Consider the following 20,480-nt stretch of genomic DNA (forward strand, 5'->3'; position numbering starts at 1 on the left):
GATGTCGCACGGCCTCAAGACATCAGAATGCACGGTGCCGGCGCGGCCGTCATCCCCGAGGCAGCAGCAAAGGACCATTCGGCCCTAAACCTACGTCATTTGTCCCGGCCGGCACGCGACCCATCGCCGCACGTGAATCGTCATCCGCTCGAAGTGGCGACCATCGTGCGAACCCTAGGCTGACTGGCACCCATCCCCCGATCCGACACCGAAGAAGATGTCTGATACCCCCACTCAGAAGCGCCCCCGGACCCCGGAGACCGCCACTGGTCCCGCCGCATCGCGGCGGGACGAGGCCGGCGCGCGGCCGGGAGAATCCGGTCCACCGCCGGTGCCGGACGCCCGCGGCGCCCGATCGCTACGCGATATCTTCCACCGCTTGCTCCCCGCGGTGGGCGTGGTGCTGGCGATCTTGCTCTTCGAGTTCATACCGCGGGCAGGGCTCGTCGACGAGCGGTTCCTGCCGCCCGCCACGGCGATGCTCGCCTCGCTTGGCGAACAGGTGGCGGACGGCAGCATCTGGCAGCCGGTCGGCCAGACCTTGCAGGGGTGGGCTCTCGGCCTCGGCCTTGCCCTCGCCATCGCGTTGCCACTCGGAACCCTCATCGGCTCGGTCTTCTTGCTCTTCATGGCCTCCCGATCGATCGTCGAATTCCTCCGGCCGGTGCCCTCGGTGGCGCTGATCCCGCTGGCGGTGCTCCTGTTCGGAGCCGGCCTCGAAAGCAAGGTCTTCCTGGCGGCGTTCGCGGCGACCTGGCCGATCCTGCTCCAGACGCTGTACGGCGTTCGCGACGTCGACCCGGTGGCGGTGGAGACGGCCCGTTCGTTCGGCATCTCCGCTCCACGACGGCTGCTGCGTGTGACCCTGCCCAACGCGCTCCCCTACATCATGACCGGGGTGCGTATCTCGTCCGCGGTGGCGCTGATTCTCGCGGTGACCGCGGAGCTCGTCCTCGGGGCGCCTGGCCTCGGACAGCAGATCAACATCGCCCGGCAGAGCGCCGCTGTCGAGCTCATGTATGGGCTGATCATCGCCACGGGCCTGATCGGCTGGGGGTTGAACGTGCTCGCGACCCTTTTGGAACGGCGCTTGCTGCACTGGCACCCTTCGCAACGAGAGCGGGCGCGATGAGAACGCAGCGGCAGCATATCCGGATCCTCGGCGTCGGATTGGAGATCGCCGTCCCGGTGACGGTTCTCGCCCTCTGGGCGCTGTTCTCGAGGGACGGCACGTCGTTCTATTTCCCTCCGCTGCTGGACATTTTCCGTACCTTCGCCGACACGTGGCTGTTCGATCGGATGGGCACGGACGTGGTCCCCAGCCTCAGCCGGCTCTTTTCCGGGTATGCGATCGCTGTTGTGGCCGCGGTGGTGATTGGGATCGCCCTCGGGTCCTCGGATGGGCTGCGCCGGATGGTCGACCCCGTCGTGCAGTTCCTGCGCGCCATCCCGCCTCCGGTGCTGATCCCGGCGGGGATCCTGGTGCTCGGCGTGGGATCCACCATGAAGGTCGCCCTGATCGCGTTCGTCTGTTTCTGGCCCGTCCTGCTGAACACCATTGACGGCGTCGGCGGCGTGGATCCCACCCTGCGGGAGACAGCACGCAGCTTCCAGATCTCCCGGCGTGACCGGTTGTTCCGTGTCGTCCTGCCCTCAGCCGCCCCGCAGATTTTCGCCGGCGCGCGGGTGAGCCTGGCGATCGCGGTGATCATGATGGTGGTCTCGGAGATGGTGGCGAGCACCAACGGGATCGGCTATTTCGTTCTGCAGTCGCAGCGCACATACGCGATCACCGAGATGTGGTCGGGCATTCTCCTGCTGGCGGTCCTCGGTTACCTGCTCAACGGCCTCTTCTTGCTCGTCGAGCGGCAGGCGCTCAAGTGGCACCGCGGCGCCCGCACCGGCTCCGCCTAGATATGGAGGTATCCAGAAATGTTGCGAGTCGAGCACCTGAGAAAGGTCTATGGAGCGGGCACCAGGCGGTCTTTCGAGGCCGTGGCCGACCTCAGCGTCACCGTTGCCGAGCGGGAGTTCGTCTCGATCGTCGGCCCTTCGGGCGCTGGTAAGACAACCCTGCTCAAGTGCATCGCTGGGCTACTCCCGCAGACGTCGGGGACCGTTTACCTGGACGACGAGGAAGTGGTCGGTCCTCCGGAGAAGATGGCACTGGTCTTCCAGGACTACTCCCGTTCGCTGTATCCATGGATGACGGTGGAGCAGAATGTCGCCTTTCCGCTGAAACGTCGCAAACTCGGCAAGGCAGCTCTACGCGAGCTCATCCAGGACACGTTGCGATCGGTCGGCCTGGGTGACGCGGGTGCCAAGTATCCCTGGCAGCTCTCCGGAGGTATGCAGCAGCGGGTCGCGATCGCTCGTGCTCTCGCCTACCAGCCGGAGATCCTGCTCATGGACGAGCCGTTCGCCTCGGTGGACGCCCAGACGCGCGCGGACCTGGAGGATCTGGTCCTCGACCTGCGGGACCGCTACGGAATCACCATCCTGTTCGTCACACACGACATCGACGAAGCGGTCTATCTCAGCGACCGGGTAGTGGTGCTGACCCCATCGCCGACACGCGTCGCCGAGATCGTCGATATTCCTCTCCCCCGCCCGCGCGACCAGGTCGAGACCAAGGAACAGCCCGACTTCGCCCACCTGCGGGCTTATGTCTGGCGATCGATCAAGCGGCCGGAGCAAGCGGCCTCCACGCTCACATGAAGGAGAGCAGATGAGACACCGTCCGACCCTCGCCCGTGTCCGCCCGATGGCCGTGCTGGCCTTGACGGCGGCCGTGGTCGCCTCCGGCTGCGGAGGAGACTCCGCAGGCGATGCCGAAGGTGGTGGAGGCGAATTGGTGACCATCAACATCGGCACGCTGCCCACCGCGAACGCCGCGGCCATGTACCTGGGCATGCAGGAGGGCTTCTTCGAAGAGGAAGGCCTGGTCGTCGAGCCCACGGTCCTCCAAGGCGGCAACGAGATCATCACCGGGCTCGTGTCCGGTGACTACGACTTCGGTTTCGTGGGCTACATCTCCGCCGGGGTGGCCCTGAGCCAGAACGTACCCGTCTGCGTCGTCACCGCCAGCGACGCGACCGGGACGTCCGCGGAAGACGACTGGCAGGCACTGGTGGCCTCGGAAGGCTCTGGGCTCGACACACCCCAGGACTTCGCCGGCTCCACGCTCGGTATCAACGCGCTCGGCGGTGTCGCCGAGGTTTTGATCCTGGCGGCCCTGGATGCCGAGGGCGTGGACGTGAACACCATCGAGTTCATCGAGGTGCCGTTCCCCGAGGTGCCTGCAGCCGTGTCGGCCGGCCGGATCGATGCGGGCTACGGCGCCGAGCCGTTCATCACCACCGTCCTGGACCAAGGCGGTGAAGTGGTCTATGCACCACAGTCCGAACTCGCTCCGGAGTATCCCAACGGCTCCTACGCCGCCAGTGAGCAGTTCATCGCCGAGAACGGCGATGTGATCGATAGCTTCACCCAGGCGATGAATCGCTCGGTGGAATTCGCCCGGGACAACGAGGACGCCGTTCGCGACATCATCCCCACGTACACAGAGATAGACCCCGACATCGCCGAGCGGATGCGGCTGCCGGTCTTCACGTCCGAACTCGACGAACAGGCTATCGACGAGCAGATGGGCTTCTTGGAGCAGTACGACATCGTCCAGGCCGCGCCCACTGCCGACGAGCTCATCTGCGGTTGACGGCTGCGCGTGCCTGCTGATCATTGGCTTTTAACCACCGGATTCGGTGGTCAAAAGCCAATGATCACGAGGGCGTCGTAGACGACGAGGGGAGAACGGACATGCGGGTTGCCGAAGCGGTCGAACGCGACAGTGAGCCGGAACCGGCTGCCGTGGCGCGGCTGGCGGAGCTGCTGCGGACCGCCCGGCGCCCGGTGTTCGTCGCCGGGCTGGAAGCGCGGCCGGCCGATGCGCGGGATGCTCTGACGACGCTGGCCACGCTCAGCGGAGCCCTGCTGGCGACCTCGACGGCGGCACGTGGCTTGTTCGCCGGCAATCCGTGGTCGATCGACCTGCCCGAGGGCTTCTCCCCACCCTTTGCCAGTGAGCTCATGCGCGACGCCGATTTGGTGGTCGCCTGGGGAAGCACCGGCGACGCCGCACCGCTGCACGACGGCGGGCTGATCGCCCCGGAAACGAAAGTCGTGCGGGTCGACGCCAGCGCCGATGCTTCGAACGTACATACACATGCGGATCTCGGCCTGGCCGGCGACGTGCGGGCTACCGCACAGGCCGCCGTCGACGCGCTGCGAACCTGTCCCCGCACACTATTGACCTGGCGCACCCCCCAGCTGCGCCGGCGCATCGCCAGGCACAGCCAGTAACAAGAGGCGCGGCCGAGTGGCACCCAACTACCCACTCAGCTGAGCTTCATGGCCTCCCGTAACGTTCCCCCACACCAATCCGGCCCTTACCGTTACGCCAGGCCATGAAGCTGCACGCTGCCGTACCCCCTAGCAGCACTGGCGCACGGCGAGCCGTAGCCGGGCGTCGGGACCAGACCAACTAAGGCTCCGGTAGATGGAGTCTCTCCATGGTGTGGTGGGCATCAGCGAGGGAGGCCGACGGCGAACCCCTCCGCGATCCAAGTCTGCTGGGCAAGGAGAGCCTCCAGGCCGGAGCCACCAAGCGAGGCTCTGGTAGATGGAGTCTCTCCATGGTGTGGCGGGCATCAGCGAGGGAGGCCGATGGGCGAAGCCCTCGATCCGACCGAGTCTGCTGGGCGAGGAGAGACTCCATCTACCAGAGCCGTTGAAACTGGCTTACGAGGCCGCGGTGCGCCAGCCTGGCTGGTAGCTCTCGCGGGCCATGACCGAGTACGGCGCCGGACTCACGACAGTACGTACCGCGAACTGCTCGTGAGGCTGCACCGTGGTCTTCCGGCTCCCGCCGTCCGGCTCTCCCCAGATGACCTGGACTTCGGCGCCGAGCGGAACGCCCGGGTCGATCGTGGCCAGCGACAGCACCGTGCGCTCGTTGGAGCTGTAGCCGGTGAACATCGACAGGCCTACGAGGTTCCCGTCGGCGTCGACCACGGAGTCGAAGTTGGACGAGCCGTAGTTGGCGTTGGGCAGGTCGAAGAACTGGTAGCCGGGGCCCTTGGGGTCGACCGGGGAGGCCAGCAGCTTGGCGACGTCGTCGGCGTTCCAGGCGAGGGTGACCTTGCGCCGCTGGGTCTCGGGGTCGATCGCCTCGAGTGCGTCGCGTCCGATGAAGTCATGGTCGAACTTGACGAACGGGCCGTAGCCGAGCTCCCACGGGTTGAGGTAGTAGTCCTCGATGTTGTCCGAGACGAAGCTACCGGCGAGCGCGTTTGTGGCTTCGTAGCTCGCCGCGCTCAGCCACTCCCGGTAAGGCCGCAATTCTTCACCGGTGTAGATGGCTGGAAGGGGCGACGGGATCCAACCGGACTCAATCGTGTTGGACGCGTAGGCGCGCGAACCCACCGGTTCGAGGCCGAACTCGCGGCCTGCCTCCAGGATCGCGTCGCGCACCTTGTCGTAGGTCTCGTACGGTCCCCAGAGCTCCAGGCCAGGTGCGCCGGCCATGCCGTGGCGGAGGGTGCGGACCCGCTCACCGGCCACATTCATGTATCCCATCCGGAAGAAGCGCAACTGCTCGACGGGGCCGCCGTTGATTTTCTCGATGATCGGCCAGGCGTTCGGGCCTTGGATCTGGAAGCGCCACAGGTCTCGCTGCACGGGTTTGCCGTACGGACGCGACGGTGAACGCTCGTCGCGGCGGATATCGACGTTGTACCCGCTACTGCCCTTGAAGGTCAGCCAGTCGGCTACCGGAGCACGCCCGACGAACACGAATTCTTCCTCAGCGAGGTGGAACAGAATGCCGTCACCGATAACACCGCCCCCGGGTGATACGGGCACGAATTGTTTCGCCGAGTCGACCGGGAACTTCGCCATGCTGTTGACGCCGGTGTCGGAGAGCAGCTTCAGCGCATCCGGTCCGGAAAGAAACAGGTTGACCATGTGATGGGATTGGTCGGACAAGGCGGCGGTCTCTCGCCAGGCGATCACCTCCCGGCGAAAGTTCGTGAATTCCGACGGCACCACCGGGTAGATATAGGCTCCGATCTGAGAGTTCCGGAGCAGTTCCACCGTGTTTCCGGTTTGGTCCAGCAATTCCTGCAGGTTCTTTGCGTTCATGTGACCCGTTCCTTTCGATGACGTGAGCTTTTCGGGTGGACGTTGGCGGCTCTCTTGCCCTAAGTGCGGTATTCCTCCGCGGTGACGTATCGGACGCCGAGTTCGGTGAGTTTCGCGCGCAGGCTGTAGCGGTCGAGGCCGAGTTCGCCGGCCCGGAACGCCTCGCGGGAAGCCTGCTCTTTGTCGACTCGTGTCTGTGCGGCCTCGAGAGCCTCGTCGACGTCTTGGCGAGGGACGACCATGACGCCGTCGTCGTCGGCTAGAACCGCGTCACCGGGCCGGACCACCTGACCGCCCACGGCCACGGGCACGTTCACCGATCCCGGAGTCGCCTTGACGGTTCCTTGGGCGCTGACGGCGGCGGACCACACCGGGAATTCGACGGCCCGCAGGTCGTTCACGTCCCGCACTCCTCCGGTGGTGACCAGCCCGCGAACCCCGCGGGACTGCAGCGAGGTTGCCAGGAGTTCACCGAAGCTGCCGTCTGTGCATGGCGACGTCGTGGTGACGACGAGCAGATCGCCCGGGCCGCACTGTTCCACCGCGGCGTGGATCATCAGATTGTCGCCGGGCCAGCACAGCACGGTCACCGCCGTGCCGCCGACGCGCGGGCCGGGGTAGACCGGCCGCAGCCGGGGGCCGAGATATCCGGTGCGCCCGAGCGCCTCGTGCACGGTGGCGACGCCGTATTCGGCGAGCTTCGTGACCGCGTCGATGTCCGCCCGCGGCGGGCCGGTGACGACCACGTTCCTCACGCCAGCACCTCCGTGACCTGCGGATAGAGCCGCATGTAGGCTTCGCCCATAGTGCTGTGCGGCAGGCCCAGGTTGGGGCCGGCGTTCCGCTTGAGCTGCACACCGCGCCGCTTGGCGAGGTCGGTGTAGTAGTCCCACATGTGCTGCTGCGCCGGCAGACACTCCATGGCCTTGCGCTTGGTGTCGAACACGGAGGTGATGTCGAGCAGCACCTCCGGTTTGAAGTCACATTGCTCGGGCTGGTGCGGCTCGAAGAAGAACACCGGCGGAGCACCGAGCGCTTCGCCGGGTGCGTCGTAACCGACCGCCTGGGCGAGCACCCTCGCGTGCAGGGCCATCCGGGCAGCCGCGGGATGGTCCTGGTTGTACGGGTCGGTCAGCGGATGGGTGAGAACCACCGACGGATTCACCTCACGATAGACGTGCACGATCCGATCGACGAGTTCGCTGGTCTCCTGGAGCGGGTAGTCCCCGGCGTCGAGGAATTCGATCTCCGCCCCGAGTACCCCGGCGGCGTTGGCTGCCTCGGTCCGGCGAAGCTCCTTGATTTCGTCGAGGTTCTTACCCGCCCGCCACGCTTTCGCGGATTCGCCTCGTTCGCCATAGGTCAGGCAGAGCACCTTGGCCCGTTCACCACGGGCGGTGGCCAGTGCGATCGCCCCCGCCGCCCGCCAGACGAAGTCGCCCGCGTGGGCACTGATCACGAGTAGCGGGTTGGCTGTCATGGCACGGCATCTCCTTCGATCCGCTCGGCTGCGGCGATCTGCGCCATCGACGGGTCGCAGTCTCGTACCGAACGACACTAGAAGCGCCTGGTCGACGCCGTGAGGTCTTGGAGTCCGGTCTGCTCTACGTCGAAACTCCGGGGCGACTCAGTCATTTGTCGCGGTCAAGTCGGTCTCGATGCCGGACGTATCACGCCGCCGGCTCGGCTCTACTGGCTGAATGGAACGCGAGAGTCTCGAAACTGCTATTCAGCGGGTTGGAACACCGGTAGACCTGTTGCGCAACTCGGCCGTTCGTCCGCACACCTTCCCGGTCGCACCGGAATTCACCAACTGGCGCACGGAGCAGAAGGCGTGGCGCCGCTCGTGTGTGCTGTTCGACCAATCACACCATATGACCGACCTCTATATCAGCGGCAAGGACGCACTGAGGCTGCTGAGCGATTTCGGCGTCAACAGCTTTGCCTCGTTCACACCTGGCAAAGCCAAGCAGTACGTGGCTGTGAATCCGGACGGGCAGCTGATCGGTGACGCCATCCTCTTCCGTCTCGACGACGAACTGTTCGATGTCGTCGGTCATCCAACCGTGCCGAACTGGCTGCAATACCGCGCCGAGACCGGCGGGTACGACGTCAGCATCGAACGTGACGACAACTCCTACGACCGGCCTTCCGGCCCGCCTTCGGTCTACCGCTACGAACTGCAGGGACCGGCCGCGTATCAGCTGATCGAGAAGCTCACCGGCGAGCCCGTTCCCGACGTCAGGTTCTTCAACATGACCGAGCTCACGATCGCCGGACACCGTGTGCGTGCGCTTCGCCATGGCATGGCCGGTCAGCCTGGTCTGGAGCTGTTCGGACCGTGGGCCGAAGGCCAGGACGTGCTGGCCGCCATCCTCGCCGCGGGGCCGGAGTTCGGCCTGGTCCGGGCCGGCGCCAAGGCCTACTCGACGGCGAACCTGGAGTCCGGCTGGATTCCCACCGTTGTTCCCGCCATCTTCGGTCCGCGGATGCGTGGCTACCGGGACTGGCTCGACGCGAACGCGCTCGGTTCACTCGGCGGCAGCATGGACTCGCCCGACATCTCCGAGTACTACGTCACGCCGTACGACCTCGGTTACGGGCGCCATATCAAGTTCGACCACGACTTCCTGGGGCGGCAAGCACTCGAGCGGATCGCCGCGCAGCCCCGCCGGACCAAGGTGACCCTGGTGTGGAATCCGGACGACGTGGCCGCGGTGACCCGCTCGTTGTATGAGCCCGGCGTGCCCGCGAAGTACATCGAGATGCCCAAGGCGCGCTACGCGTTCTTCCAGGTCGACAAGGTGCTACGCGCCGGTGAGCAGGTGGGCATGTCGCTGGACGCCGGCTACATCGCCACCGAGCAGGACTTCGTCTCGCTGGCCACCGTCGACATCGGAGCAGCCGAGCCGGGCACCGAGGTGTCGGTGGTGTGGGGAGAGAAGCCGAACACAGCCAAGCCGGCCGTCGAGACGCATCGGCAGGTCGAGATCCGGGCCACCGTCGCCCCGGCTCCGTATGTACGCGAAGTCCGCGACTCGTATCGAGCGGCACGACCGCTCTAGCCCGCCCTCACAGGCTTAGGAGATTTCCGTGACTGTTGACCAGGAAGCCGCCGGCAGCGGGCGCCGCCGCCGCGATCTCGCGGCGTTGGTGCACGACATGAGCTACGAGGTCATGCCGTTCGAGAGCACCGAGCACGATGTTCTCGCAGCCGTCCCGACGTCAATCCGGTTGACGGTGACGACGACCCAGAAGAGAGGGCTCGACGCCACGTTGGAGCTGACCGAGCGCCTCCTGGACCACGGCTATGCCGTGGCACCGCATCTGCCGGCGCGGTTGTTCATCGACCAGGCTCACGTCCGCGACGTCGTGGCTCGCCTCCGGGAGAAGGACGTGCGGTCGGTGTTCGTGATCGGTGGAGACTCGCCGACGGCGGCCGGCCGCTACGCTGACGCCTACTCACTGTTGCAAGCCCTGCGGGAGGCGGATCACCCCTTCGACGAGGTCGGAATCGGCGGGTATCCAGAAGGGCACGCGAACATTCCCCAGGAGGCCATCGAGCTGGCATTGAAACAGAAGGCTCCGATGGCCAGCCATCTGATCACGCAGATGTGCTTCGACACCAGGACGACGGTGTCGTGGGCCCGGCGGGTGGCCGAGGCCGGCATCGAGGTCCCGATCCGGGTGGGCATGCCAGGTCCGGTCAACCGGCAGAAGCTGGTACGTGTCTCCGCCGGCCTCGGATTGGGGCAATCCGCGCGCTTCCTGCGCAAACAGCAGAGCGTGCTGTGGCGGTTCCTGCTTCCGGGCGGCTACGACCCGACGAAGTTCGCCAAGCACCTGGGTGCGGAGGTCAACAGGTGCGGCACCGGCATCCGGGGATTGCACATCTTCACCTTCAACGAGCTGCGCAGGACCGAGGCGTGGCGGCAGAAGCTGCTGGCCTTGCTCACCGGGAGGAATGAAGCATGACTGAACAGAACCCGCAACAGGACCACGGGCGGTTGATCGTGCAAGGTGCCGATCGGCCCGGCATCGTGTCGAGCGTGTCGCGCGTGCTCACCGAGCACGGGGCCAACATCGTGGCGCTCGACCAATCGTCGAGCGACCCGGAAGGGGGCAGGTTCTTCCAGCGCACGGTCTTCCATCTGCCGAAGCTATCGATGCGGTTCGACGAGCTGAACGAAGCGCTGCGGACGAAGCTGGGCGACGAGCTCGGGCTCGACTTCCACCTCGTCGAGGCGAAACGACGTAAGCGGGTCGCCATCTTCGTGTCGAAGGCGGATCATTGCCTGCTCGACCTGCTCTGGCGGCAGCGGCGCGGCGAGCTCTCCATGACCGTGCCGATGGTGGTCTCCAACCATCCGGATCTCGGTGAGGAGGTGCGGCGGTTCGAGATCCCGTTCTTCCACGTTCCGGTGGAGAAAGACAGCAAACCGGCCGCGGAGAAGGAGCAGCTGAACCTGCTCAATGGCAACGTCGACCTGCTCGTGCTGGCCCGCTACATGCAGATTCTCTCCGGCGACTTCCTGGAGGAGCTGGGAGTACCGGTCATCAACATCCATCATTCCTTCCTGCCCGCTTTCATGGGCGCCGGCCCGTATCTGCGGGCAAAGGAGCGTGGCGTGAAGCTGATCGGCGCGACCGCTCACTACGTGACCGAAGACCTCGACGAGGGGCCGATCATCGAGCAGGACGTCATCCGTGTCTCGCATCGTGAGTCGGCCCGGGACCTGCAGCGCAAAGGCGCCGACGTGGAACGCAGCGTGTTGGCTCGCGCGGTGGCCTGGCATTGCGAGGACCGGATCATCCGGGACGGAAACACCAGTGTCGTGTTCTAGAAGGGAGAACCGTGGTCGACGCTAACGAACGGCGAACGGAGTCGCGGACGAAGGCACGCGACGACTACCTGCTCGACATCGAGCACGCCCGGCGGGGCTACGCCCTCAACCGGATGTGCGGCTCGCTCATGCATGCCGAGAACCGAAGCCGGTTCAGCGCGGATGAGGCGGCCTATTGCGACGAGTTCGGGCTCTCGCCCGAACAGAAACACGCCGTCCTGGAGCGTGATTGGACGGCGATGATGGACCTCGGCGGGTCCATCTTCTACACGTTCAAGCTCGCCATGCTGGACAAGAAGTCGATGCAGTACCTCGGCGGTGTGTTCACCGGAATGTCCACCGAAGAGTTCATCGAGGCAATGCAATCAGGAGGGCGGAAGTTTGGCTGACATCATCTGGGGTCTTGCCACCTCGCATGTGCCGTCCATCGGTGCGGCGATGGACAACCACAAGACCGAAGATCCCTACTGGAAGCCGCTGTTCGACGGCTACGCGCCCGCACGCAGGTGGATGGCCGAACACCCGCCGGACGTCGCGGTGATCGTTTACAACGACCACGCCAACTCCATCGACATGGACCTCGTGCCCACGTTCGCCGTGGGTACCGCCGCCGCCTACGACGTCGCCGATGAGGGATGGGGCCGACGGCCGGTGCCACCGGTGATCGGCGCCCCGGAGTTGAGCGAGCACCTCGTTCGCGAGCTGCTGGACTCGTCGTTCGACATCGCCACCTGCAACCGGCTCGATGTCGACCACGGGCTGACCGTGCCGCTGTCCGTCTACTGCCCGGAGCCGGGAGACGCCTGGCCGTGCGCCGTCGTTCCGGTGCTCGTCAACGTCATTCAATCCCCCCAGCCGACCGCCGCCCGCTGCTACGAGTTCGGCAAGGCGATCGGCCAAGCCATCAGGTCATTCCCGCAAGACACGAAGGTCGCCGTCTTCGGCACCGGCGGGATGTCCCACCAGCTGGCCGGCGCCCGGGCGGGATTGATCAACGAGGAGTTCGACCGCCGGTTCCTCCAGGCGATCGAGAACGATCCTGAGTCGCTGGCGGCCCTCTCCCGTGAGGATTACGTCCGGGAGGCGGGCACCGAGGGCATCGAGATGATCATGTGGCTGGTGATGCGCGGGGCGATGAGCGAGCGCATCTCTCGAGTCCATGACACCTACCATGTGCCGGCCTCCAACACCGCGGCGGCGCTCGCGCTGTTCCAGGATCTCGGCGACCGGGAGCCAGCGGCGGTGTAAAGGCCCGCACGCATGAGTCACCACAGAGAGGTGGATTGTCATGGCTGAAGTGCTCGACACGTCGGCACAGGTGAAGACGGGCCTGTTCATCGCCGGAAAGGAACGACAGACGACACAACTGCTGGCGGTCGCGGATCCGGGCCGGCCGGGTGCACTCGCCGGGTATGCGGCCGCCGCGTCGGAGGCGGACGTCGCGGACGCGGTGTCCTCGGCGAAGGAGGCTTTCCCAGCTTGGTCGGCCTTGCCGGCGGCGGAGCGGGCCAGGCTGATGGCCGAGGCGATCGAAGGTATCGAGGAGCAGCGCGACACCGACGCGGCGATCCTGTCTCGGGAGAACGGGAAGATCGTGCACGAGGCGTGGGTCGACGCGCTCGTCTTCCAGATCCGGTGGCAGCTGGCACTGTCCCTGGCCGATCAGGTCGATACCGGGAAGGTCCTGGAGCCGGCCCCGGGGATCCCGGTGACGACCCAGGTGCGCTATCAGCCGCTGGGCGTGGTCACCGTCATCGTGCCGTTCAACTGGCCGATCGCGATTCTCGGAGCGTCGCTGCCACATGCCCTGCTGGCCGGGAACACCGTGATCGTCAAGCCGCCTCCCACCGCGCCGCTGGCCACCACCCGAGTCGTTCAGCGGGTGGCCGAGGCACTGCCTCCAGGGGTGCTGAACGTCGTCACGGGACCCGACGAGAACATGACCGGCTTGATCCAGAACACCGACATCGCGAAGGTGTGTTTCACCGGCTCCGTGAGCGGCGGCAAGAAGATCATGGAAATGGCGGCGCGGACACTCACCCGGGTGACACTCGAACTCGGCGGCAACGATCCCGCGGTCATCCTCGATGACGCGATCTTGGACGACACCCATCTCGACCGCCTGTTCGCCGCGATCTACGACACCACCGGGCAGATCTGTATGAATGCCAAGCGGGTTTACGTGCACCGGTCGCGGCTGGACGAGGTCGTCGACGGGCTCGCCGGCCGGCTGGAGAACACAGTCATCGGCTACGGGCTGCACGAAGGCACCACCATGGGCCCACTGCATTCACCGGCGCAGAAGGCATTCGTCGACGACCTCATCCGCGAAGCGAAGGACGCGGGGGCTGACGTGCGCGAGTTCGGTCAGCTGCCGGCTGGGGACGACCTAGCGGGTGGCAACTACCTGCGGCCCGCGATCGTCGTCGATCCCGACCCCGGCCTACGAGTTGTCAGCGAGGAGCAGTTCGGTCCCGTCATCCCCGTGCTGCCTTTCGACACCGATGACGAGGCTCTGCAACACGCCAACGACACCTGGGCCGGTCTGGGTGCGTCCGTCTGGAGCACCGATCAGAACCGTGCCGGCAATCTCGCGACACGCATCGCCGCAGGGTACATCTGGATCAACGACCACGGCGCCACCCGCCTTGACCTGCGCGCCCCGTTCGGGGGCATGAAGCAATCCGGCATCGGGCGCGAACAAGGCATCGAGGGCATCCGGGCGTTCCAAGACACCCATGCCACCGCCACTCTGGACGAAACAGCGCTCGGGAGCCAGACACATTGACACCTGAGAGCCTTTCGTTCGACGCCGATGGCCGTGGGCCTGCGGGCTTGCGTCCGTATGCGGTGCGGGTCTCAGATCAGCCCCGCGTGACGGCGGTTGAAATCGACGGTGCGCGGGTCGGGGGTGGTCTTCCGCTCGCGCAGATCCCGGGAGATGCGGTTGGCGGTGAGCCGAACTTGGTCGACGAGGCGGTGTGGATCATGCTGACTCGCGGGACACACCATACCCACCGCGGTCTCGACGGTGCCGTCCACACCCACAACCGGCGCGGCGACGGAGCTGACCTCCATCACCACGAACTGGGAGGCGATGGCATATCTGTTCTCCCGTACCGTCTGGAGGAAATCTGTCAGCGCCGAGACGTCGGCGAGGGTGTGCGGGGTGTACCGCTTCAACGGCTCGCGAAGATATTCCTCGACCACGCTCTGGTCCGCGTAGGCCAGCAGGACAAGCCCGGTCGCGGTGATATGCAGCCGCAGCCGCCCACCGATCCGGTTCTCCCCGGTGTAGTTCGGGTGCGACCGCAGCGCCTCGAGGTACATGACGTTCATGCCGTCGCGGACAGCGAGGTTGACGGTCAGGCCGGTGCGACGGTGCAGATCCATCAGATGCGGCAGCGCGGTCTCACGCAGCCTGAGTGCCTGCGTCGAGGCCGAGGCGAGGTCGAGGATCTTACGGCTGAGCCGGTAGTGGCCTGTGTCGTCAACCTCCAGACCACCCCAGTCGAGGACCTCCCGGATGAGTCGGTGGGTGGTGGTCAGAGACAGATCCGCGTAGCGGCTGATCTCCGAGAGCGTCATCGAGCCGCCCCCGCTCGAGAAGGCTCCCAGCAGCGAAAGGACTCGTCCGGCCGCCGTGCGTTTGCAGCCCGATTCAGCGACCGGATTGTCCGGCCGCATGTCCTCGTTCGGATAGGTCTCGGCCTGCTTCAGGTCTGTCTTCTCTGGCATTCCGCAGCACACCCCCGGGCCTCCAGGCGGCACCACCTTCGGCGCGGCGCCGCGACCGTGTCCCGACACCATAGCGCTCAGAGCTCTCCGATGGAGGACCCACTTCCACTGAGTGGGACACAGTCACTGAGTGGGACACAGTCACTGAGTGGGACAACATCCCGCGGCGGGGCACTACTCCCGAGTCGGGCTCCATCGGGGTCCGCAGACGGTCAACACATCTCGTCACACGTAGCGAAGGAGCTCCGTCATGATCAGCCTGCACACGCACGGGACGGGAACCGCCGCTGAAGCACCGGCGGGCGATGGGCACCGCACCACCGAACACCTGAGTCAGGAGTGCACCACACCGGACGACGTGCCGCAGCCCCGCCGGTCCTCGGTGGAACGGGTTCATCGGCTGCTGTCGTCGTTCGACTACGAACACACCCATCTACGGCTGTCCGACTTGAGCCGCCGAGCGGGTTTGCCGCTGTCGACGACACACCGTATGGTCACTGAACTCCTCGAACTGGAGATACTGGAGCGCGACGAGAACGACCTCCTGTGCATCGGGGTGGCCGTGTGGAAGTTCGGGCTCTTGACACCCAAGACATACGGCATCCATCGGGTGGCCCTGCCCTTCATGCAGGACCTCTATGCCACCACCCGCCTGCCGGTTCACCTCGGTATCCCGCAGGGCAATCAGGCGACGATCGTCGAGAGCCTCCGGCCCCGTGGCGGTGGGCGGGAGCGGCCGCGCATCGGTCAGCGCGACCCGCTGCACATGACCGCCGTGGGGACGGCGCTGCTGGCATTCTGTGACAACAACTTCCAGGAGCACTACCTCACGAACCTGAGGAATCGTCGCGGTACGGACACCCCGGAGGTGATCCGCCGGGAGCTGGCTCAGACCCGCGCCTGCGGCTACGCCGTCAACAAACGCAAGACCGCCCCGCGCACCGCTATCGGCGCACCCGTGCTCGACCGGAGTGGACGACCGTTGGGCGCCGTCTCCCTCGTGGTGCCCGCCGGCACCGCCACGCCTCCGTACGACCATCTCGTCCGGAAAACCGCGCGGGCGGTGCAGCGGATGGCCTGGGAGCAGGGCATGGGCTGAGAACCCACGTCCTGGCCGCTGCCTGACTCCCGCTAGCCGGAAGTCCCCCTTGCTCGTCATCTTCGCCGCTGGAAACGTCCGGAGCAGCCGAACTGCCAGTGTGCCGCCGACTGGCAGCGCTCTGCCCGACCCGGGAGCGTCGTCGACGAGTGAGGAGAATCGTGGAGCTACGCAGCAACTTTCCGGCGAACAGCGCCCACGCGGTGACCCGCCGCGCCCAGTGGGTCTCACTCGGGATCGACCCAGCCGACCTCGATCGCCCCAAGGTGGCGATCGTCAACACGTCGAACGATCTCGCGGCATGCTTCGCACATCTGGACGGCCTCGTGTCCGTGCTCAAAGACGAACTTCGAGCCCTGGGCATGTTGCCATTCGAGATCCGTACCGCGGCGCCGTCGGACTTCATCACCAACGCCGGACGAGGCGGGCGTTATGTGCTGCCCGCCCGGGATCTGGTGGCCAACGACATCGAGGTCATGGTCGAAGGCGCTCAGCTCGACGCCATGATCTGCCTGAGTTCATGCGACAAGACCACCCCGGCACACCTCATGGCCGCGGGCCGGCTCAATGTGCCGGCAGTCATCGTCCCGTGTGGTTACCAGCGCAGTGGCCTCGCCGAAGGCGGCGAGGCCGACGTCGAGGAAATCTTCCTCCGCGCCGCCCAGCAAGCGCTCGACGGGAAGGCCGACGGTTCACTGCTCGAGCTGGCTGACGGCGCGATCCGCGGTCCAGGAGTATGTTCCGGTCTGGCCACCGCGAACTCGATGCATATGGCCGCCGAGGCACTCGGTATGGCGGTCACCGGCTCGGCTCCCGTGCGGGCGCTCAGCGACCGGATGTGGGACGGCGTGCGTCGCGCGGCCCGGGCAGTGGCGAACTTGGTGGAGAACGACGTACGCCCCCGCGACATCATCACGGCCGCCTCGATCACCAACGCGGTCCGGACCATGCTCGCCGTCGGCGGCTCGATCAATACCGTCAAGCACCTGCAGGCCGTGGCGGTGGAGACCGGCCTCGACATCGACGTCTGGGAGGCCTACCGGGTGCTCGGCCGCGAGACACCCACACTCTGTTCGATCCGGCCGAACGGCGCCGACCTCATCGAGGACCTCGAAGACGCTGGTGGCGCGGCCACGGTGCTGCGCGAACTGCTCCCGCTGCTCGACGGCGACCAGCTCACCGTCGACGGCCGCACCCTCGCCGAGAACGCCGCGGCGGCACGTCCCGGCGATGGCGCCGTCATCCGCGGTCTGAACGACCCGTTCTCGACCGACCCGTCGATCGTGGTCCTGCGGGGCACGCTGGCCGAGCACGGGGCCGTCGTCAAGCGGCCGATCCCCGATCCAGGCCCGCGCCGCTTCCGCGGACCCGCCAAGGTCTTCCACTCCCGCGAGGAAGGAGTGGCGGCGGTCGCCGCGAACAAGATCCAGGCTGGCGACGTCGCGATCATTCGCGGTATCGGCGTCACCGGTGGCCCCGCCATGGGCATGATCTCGGCGTTCATCTTCGCCCTCGACGGCCGCGGTCTCGCGTCGGAGGTCGCCGTCGTCACCGATGGTCAGATGAGCGGGCTGGTCAACCACGGAATCGGAGTCGGTGAGGTCTCGCCGGAGGCCGCGGCCGGCGGCGCGCTCGGCCTGGTGAAAGACGGCGACCTCATCGAGATCGACCTCGCCGACGGCCGGATCGACCTGCTGGTCGACCCGGAGGTGCTCGCCGCCCGGCCACCGTTCACCCCGCGGGAGCAGGTCGAAACCACCGGGCTGCTCGACCAGTACCGCGCCACCGTCCAGCCGCTGGCCTGCGGCGCCGTCCTTAGCCCCCGCCTTGGCCCGACCCCAGGAGCACGTCGATGAGCCTGACCGTCCCCGAGCCCCCGCGAGACGTGCCGGTCATCGGTGAATATGAGGTCGTGGTCGTGGGCGGCGGACCCGCCGGGCTCATGGCGGCGACAGCGGCCTCCCGGGCCGGCCGGTCCACGCTGCTGGTCGAACGCTACGGCTTTCTGGGCGGTGCCGGGACGATGGGTGGCCTGTCGACGTTCTGCGGTCTGCATGCCAGGGTCCACGGCGAGCATCGGCGGGTGGTGCATGGCTACGCCGACGAGCTGCTGGACCGCCTGCGCGCCCTGGACGGACTCAACGACGCTCACATGTCTGTCCAGGACCGCATCGCCGCGCAGGCGTTCGACATCTCCGCGTACAAGATCGCCGCTGATGAGCTGGTGCTCTCCGGTGGCGGGCAGCTTCTCTTCCATGCTCTGGCCGTCGGGCTGGCGCTGCGCGACGGCACGGGCGGGACCGAGATCGACGCGGTGATCGTCGAGTCGAAGTCCGGGCGCCACGCCATCCGCGGCCAGATCTTCATCGACGGCTCGGGGGACGGCGACCTCGCCTATTGGTCCGGCGCCCCGACCGAGACCTCGGAGAAGCTGCTCTACCCGTCGCTGATGTTCCGCATCAACGGGGTGGACGCGGAGCGGGCCGGCGAGGCGTGGAAAACCGTCGCGCGGCTCATGGATGAGGCCGAAGCCGCCGGCACACATCGTTTTCCGCGGAAGAAGCCCATCGTGCGGCCGCAGCGCAACCACCTCGAGTGGCGCTCGAACCTCACCCAGCTCAGCAACGACGACGGATCACCGGTGAACGGCACCGACGTGCGCGAGCTCACCCACGGCGAGATCCAGGGCCGGCGACAAGTGCGTGAGACGTTCGATTTCATCAAGTCGGTGACGCCCGGCTTCGAAGACTCCTACGTCGTCGACATCGCCCCGCAGGTGGGGATCCGCGAGACCCGGCGCATCATCGGCACGTATCAGTTGGGGGAAGAAGACATCCTGCATTGCGTTGACTTCCCCGACACGATCGGGGTCAACGGCTGGCCGGTGGAGGCGCATGTGGCGGGCACCGTCGAATTCCGGTTCCCGGTAGCCGAAGACTCGCGCGGGTTCAACCAGCTCCCGTTCCGGATGATCGTTCCGCAGGGCGTGGACAACCTGTACGTCGTGGGCCGGTGCGCCTCGATGACGCAGTGGGGCCAGTCGTCCGCCCGGGTGACCGGTCCGTGTTTCGTCATGGGACAGGCCGCGGGCACCGCCGCCGACCTCGCACTCTCGGCCAAGGTCGCGACCGGGAACATCGACGTCGCCATGCTCCAGAACCGGCTCCGGGCCGACGGCGTTTACCTCGGCACCGAGCTGGCCCCCGACGACATCCCGGTCGGGATCGCCTGAGAGCTGACCGACGAGCCGGTCACGAATGCAGGGCACCAGCTGAGGCGACCGTGGAAGGACGTGGCGATGCTCCTCACCGACGAAGAGAAGCGGATGCGCGACGGCGAGGAAGGCGCCGCTGTCGCCGCCGCCATGGATCTGCTCGTGCGGTATGGCGAGGCGCTGGGAGCCGAACGGCTCTGCGAGACACGCAACGTCGCGGGCACCATGACGCAGCCGTCCCCGGCCAAGGCGAGACTCGTCGAGGAGGGCGGCTGGGCGAAGGCCTTCGCCGTCATCAATCTCGACTGCGACGACGACATCGACATCCCCCGGATGAAGGTTCCGACCTGCCAGCTGCAGCATGGCTTCGGCCCGGACGCGCGTGGCCTGACCGGTTATCCCGATGCGAACATCGAGCTGCAGCGCGACGCCGAGGCGTACTACAGCGACAAGGGTGTGAACATCCTCGCCACCTGCACGCCGTATCAGGTGGGAAACCTGCCCGTCCGCGGGGAACATTGCGCCTGGATGGAGTCCTCCGCGGTGGTGTACTGCAACTCGGTGCTCGGCGCCCGGACCAACTGCGAGGGCGCGGCGTCGACCGGTGCCGCGAGCCTGACCGGTCGCATCCCGTACTGGGGCAACCACCTCCCGGAGAACCGCTTCGGCACCCATCTCGTCCACACGGACGTCGAGCTCGCCACATTCGCCGAATGGGGCCTGTTCGGGTACTTCGTCGGTGGGGCTGTCGGCGAGGGACGCCCCGTCGTCACCGGTAGCTGGGCACAGCCAGACCTGGCCGATCTCAAGCACTTCGGTGCGGCCGCCGCGACCAGCGGAGGAGTGGAGCTGTACCACATCCCGGGCATCACACCCGAGGCGAGAAGCGTCGAGGACGCATGCTCTGGTCGTGCGCCGAAGGACGCGGCCGGCTACGGGCCACGCGAGAGGCAACAGGTCTACGAGCGGCTCAACGACCAGGGATCCTCGACCGACGTCGACTTCGTTCTGCTCGGCTGCCCACACGCGTCGCTGGAGCAGATCGAGGCCGTCGCGCGCCGCCTGGAGCAACGGAAGATCCACCCTGACGTCGAGTTGTGGATCATGACGCCGCCCGCCTTGCGCGCCGCGGCGGCGCGCAGCGGGTATGACCGCGTGATAACCGAGGCTGGTGGGAGACTGCTCACCGACTCCTGCCCTGCCATGTCGAAGGCGGCGCCGGACGGGACGCGCGTCTTTGCCTCCGACAGCGCCAAGCAGGTGCATTACCTCCCCGCCATCCTCGGCATCGAGGGTTGGTTCGGCACGCTGGACGAATGCGTCGACGCCGCGATCACCGGCGTATGGCGCGGGCAGTTGGGAGGTCGCTGAGGCCGTGCTGACACTA

The 20,480-nt window shown here is 66.6% G+C and carries 19 protein-coding genes; 15 read left to right on the plus strand and 4 right to left on the minus strand.

Going from position 1 to position 20,480, the window contains the following annotated elements; genetic code table 11:
- Positions 1-217 precede the first annotated feature (217 nt).
- The 5 genes from F7O44_RS05060 (at position 218) to F7O44_RS05080 (ending at position 4,359) form a co-directional block, all read left to right on the plus strand.
- Entirely contained in the window at positions 218-1,132 is a 915-nt protein-coding gene (locus F7O44_RS05060) for an ABC transporter permease (RefSeq protein ID WP_162449019.1), read from the plus strand.
- On the plus strand, positions 1,129-1,914 hold the full coding sequence (locus F7O44_RS05065; protein ID WP_162449020.1) for an ABC transporter permease: 786 nt from the start codon (positions 1,129-1,131) through the stop codon (positions 1,912-1,914). The genes F7O44_RS05060 and F7O44_RS05065 overlap by 4 nt, the downstream gene beginning before the upstream one ends.
- An 18-nt stretch (positions 1,915-1,932) precedes the next feature.
- Complete coding sequence (locus tag F7O44_RS05070; protein WP_162449021.1) at positions 1,933-2,718, plus strand: ABC transporter ATP-binding protein; 786 nt, start codon at positions 1,933-1,935, stop codon at positions 2,716-2,718.
- 10 nt (positions 2,719-2,728) lie between these two features.
- Positions 2,729-3,715: an ABC transporter substrate-binding protein gene (locus F7O44_RS05075; RefSeq protein ID WP_162449022.1), complete on the plus strand. Its 987-nt coding sequence runs from the start codon at positions 2,729-2,731 to the stop codon at positions 3,713-3,715.
- A gap of 101 nt (positions 3,716-3,816) precedes the next feature.
- Entirely contained in the window at positions 3,817-4,359 is a 543-nt protein-coding gene (locus F7O44_RS05080; RefSeq protein WP_162449023.1) for a hypothetical protein, read from the plus strand.
- A gap of 438 nt (positions 4,360-4,797) precedes the next feature.
- Here F7O44_RS05080 and ligM read toward each other — a convergent pair whose 3' ends face one another.
- The 3 genes from ligM to F7O44_RS05095 are packed head-to-tail and all read right to left on the minus strand — an operon-like array spanning position 4,798 to position 7,678.
- Positions 4,798-6,198, minus strand: coding sequence for a vanillate/3-O-methylgallate O-demethylase (ligM, locus tag F7O44_RS05085; RefSeq protein ID WP_162449024.1), 1,401 nt, complete (start codon positions 6,196-6,198; stop codon positions 4,798-4,800).
- A 59-nt stretch (positions 6,199-6,257) separates the two neighbouring features.
- A complete protein-coding gene (locus F7O44_RS05090; protein ID WP_162449025.1) occupies positions 6,258-6,953 on the minus strand; it encodes a 4-carboxy-4-hydroxy-2-oxoadipate aldolase/oxaloacetate decarboxylase in 696 nt (231 codons plus the stop codon).
- Positions 6,950-7,678, minus strand: coding sequence for a PIG-L deacetylase family protein (locus F7O44_RS05095; RefSeq protein WP_162449026.1), 729 nt, complete (start codon positions 7,676-7,678; stop codon positions 6,950-6,952). Before F7O44_RS05095 ends, F7O44_RS05090 begins: the two co-directional genes overlap by 4 nt.
- A 220-nt stretch (positions 7,679-7,898) precedes the next feature.
- On the opposite strand from F7O44_RS05095, the gene F7O44_RS05100 reads away from it, so the two are divergent.
- The 6 genes from F7O44_RS05100 to F7O44_RS05125 are packed head-to-tail and all read left to right on the plus strand — an operon-like array spanning position 7,899 to position 13,830.
- Positions 7,899-9,263: an aminomethyl transferase family protein gene (locus F7O44_RS05100; protein WP_162449027.1), complete on the plus strand. Its 1,365-nt coding sequence runs from the start codon at positions 7,899-7,901 to the stop codon at positions 9,261-9,263.
- 28 nt (positions 9,264-9,291) lie between these two features.
- Positions 9,292-10,173, plus strand: coding sequence for a methylenetetrahydrofolate reductase (locus tag F7O44_RS05105; RefSeq protein ID WP_222851074.1), 882 nt, complete (start codon positions 9,292-9,294; stop codon positions 10,171-10,173).
- Complete coding sequence (purU, locus tag F7O44_RS05110; RefSeq protein WP_162449028.1) at positions 10,170-11,042, plus strand: formyltetrahydrofolate deformylase; 873 nt, start codon at positions 10,170-10,172, stop codon at positions 11,040-11,042. The genes F7O44_RS05105 and purU overlap by 4 nt, the downstream gene beginning before the upstream one ends.
- Positions 11,043-11,053: 11 nt before the next feature.
- Positions 11,054-11,431, plus strand: coding sequence for a protocatechuate 4,5-dioxygenase subunit alpha (gene ligA / locus F7O44_RS30945; RefSeq protein ID WP_222851075.1), 378 nt, complete (start codon positions 11,054-11,056; stop codon positions 11,429-11,431).
- Complete coding sequence (locus F7O44_RS05120) at positions 11,424-12,290, plus strand: class III extradiol dioxygenase subunit beta (RefSeq protein ID WP_162449029.1); 867 nt, start codon at positions 11,424-11,426, stop codon at positions 12,288-12,290. The genes ligA and F7O44_RS05120 overlap by 8 nt, the downstream gene beginning before the upstream one ends.
- A gap of 40 nt (positions 12,291-12,330) precedes the next feature.
- The gene (locus tag F7O44_RS05125; RefSeq protein WP_162449030.1) at positions 12,331-13,830 is read left to right on the plus strand and encodes an aldehyde dehydrogenase family protein; all 1,500 of its coding nucleotides are present in this window, start codon (positions 12,331-12,333) and stop codon (positions 13,828-13,830) included.
- 71 nt (positions 13,831-13,901) lie between these two features.
- On the opposite strand, the gene F7O44_RS05130 is transcribed toward F7O44_RS05125, so the two are convergent.
- A complete protein-coding gene (locus F7O44_RS05130; protein WP_162449031.1) occupies positions 13,902-14,780 on the minus strand; it encodes an IclR family transcriptional regulator in 879 nt (292 codons plus the stop codon).
- A gap of 250 nt (positions 14,781-15,030) precedes the next feature.
- Here F7O44_RS05130 and F7O44_RS05135 point away from each other — a divergent pair, with 250 nt between their 5' ends.
- From F7O44_RS05135 to F7O44_RS05150, 4 genes are all read left to right on the plus strand, one after another.
- Entirely contained in the window at positions 15,031-15,879 is an 849-nt protein-coding gene (locus tag F7O44_RS05135) for an IclR family transcriptional regulator (protein WP_162449032.1), read from the plus strand.
- Positions 15,880-16,040: 161 nt separating this feature from the next.
- Positions 16,041-17,735, plus strand: a complete 1,695-nt coding sequence (locus F7O44_RS05140) for a dihydroxy-acid dehydratase domain-containing protein (RefSeq protein ID WP_222851076.1) — start codon at positions 16,041-16,043, stop codon at positions 17,733-17,735.
- Positions 17,732-19,111: an FAD-dependent oxidoreductase gene (locus F7O44_RS05145; RefSeq protein ID WP_162449034.1), complete on the plus strand. Its 1,380-nt coding sequence runs from the start codon at positions 17,732-17,734 to the stop codon at positions 19,109-19,111. The genes F7O44_RS05140 and F7O44_RS05145 overlap by 4 nt, the downstream gene beginning before the upstream one ends.
- Positions 19,112-19,177: 66 nt before the next feature.
- A complete protein-coding gene (locus tag F7O44_RS05150; RefSeq protein WP_162449035.1) occupies positions 19,178-20,464 on the plus strand; it encodes an aconitase X in 1,287 nt (428 codons plus the stop codon).
- Positions 20,465-20,480: the final 16 nt, after the last annotated feature.

Origin of the sequence: Phytoactinopolyspora mesophila (genome assembly GCF_010122465.1) — a bacterium.
GTDB classification, from domain to species: domain Bacteria; phylum Actinomycetota; class Actinomycetes; order Jiangellales; family Jiangellaceae; genus Phytoactinopolyspora; species Phytoactinopolyspora mesophila.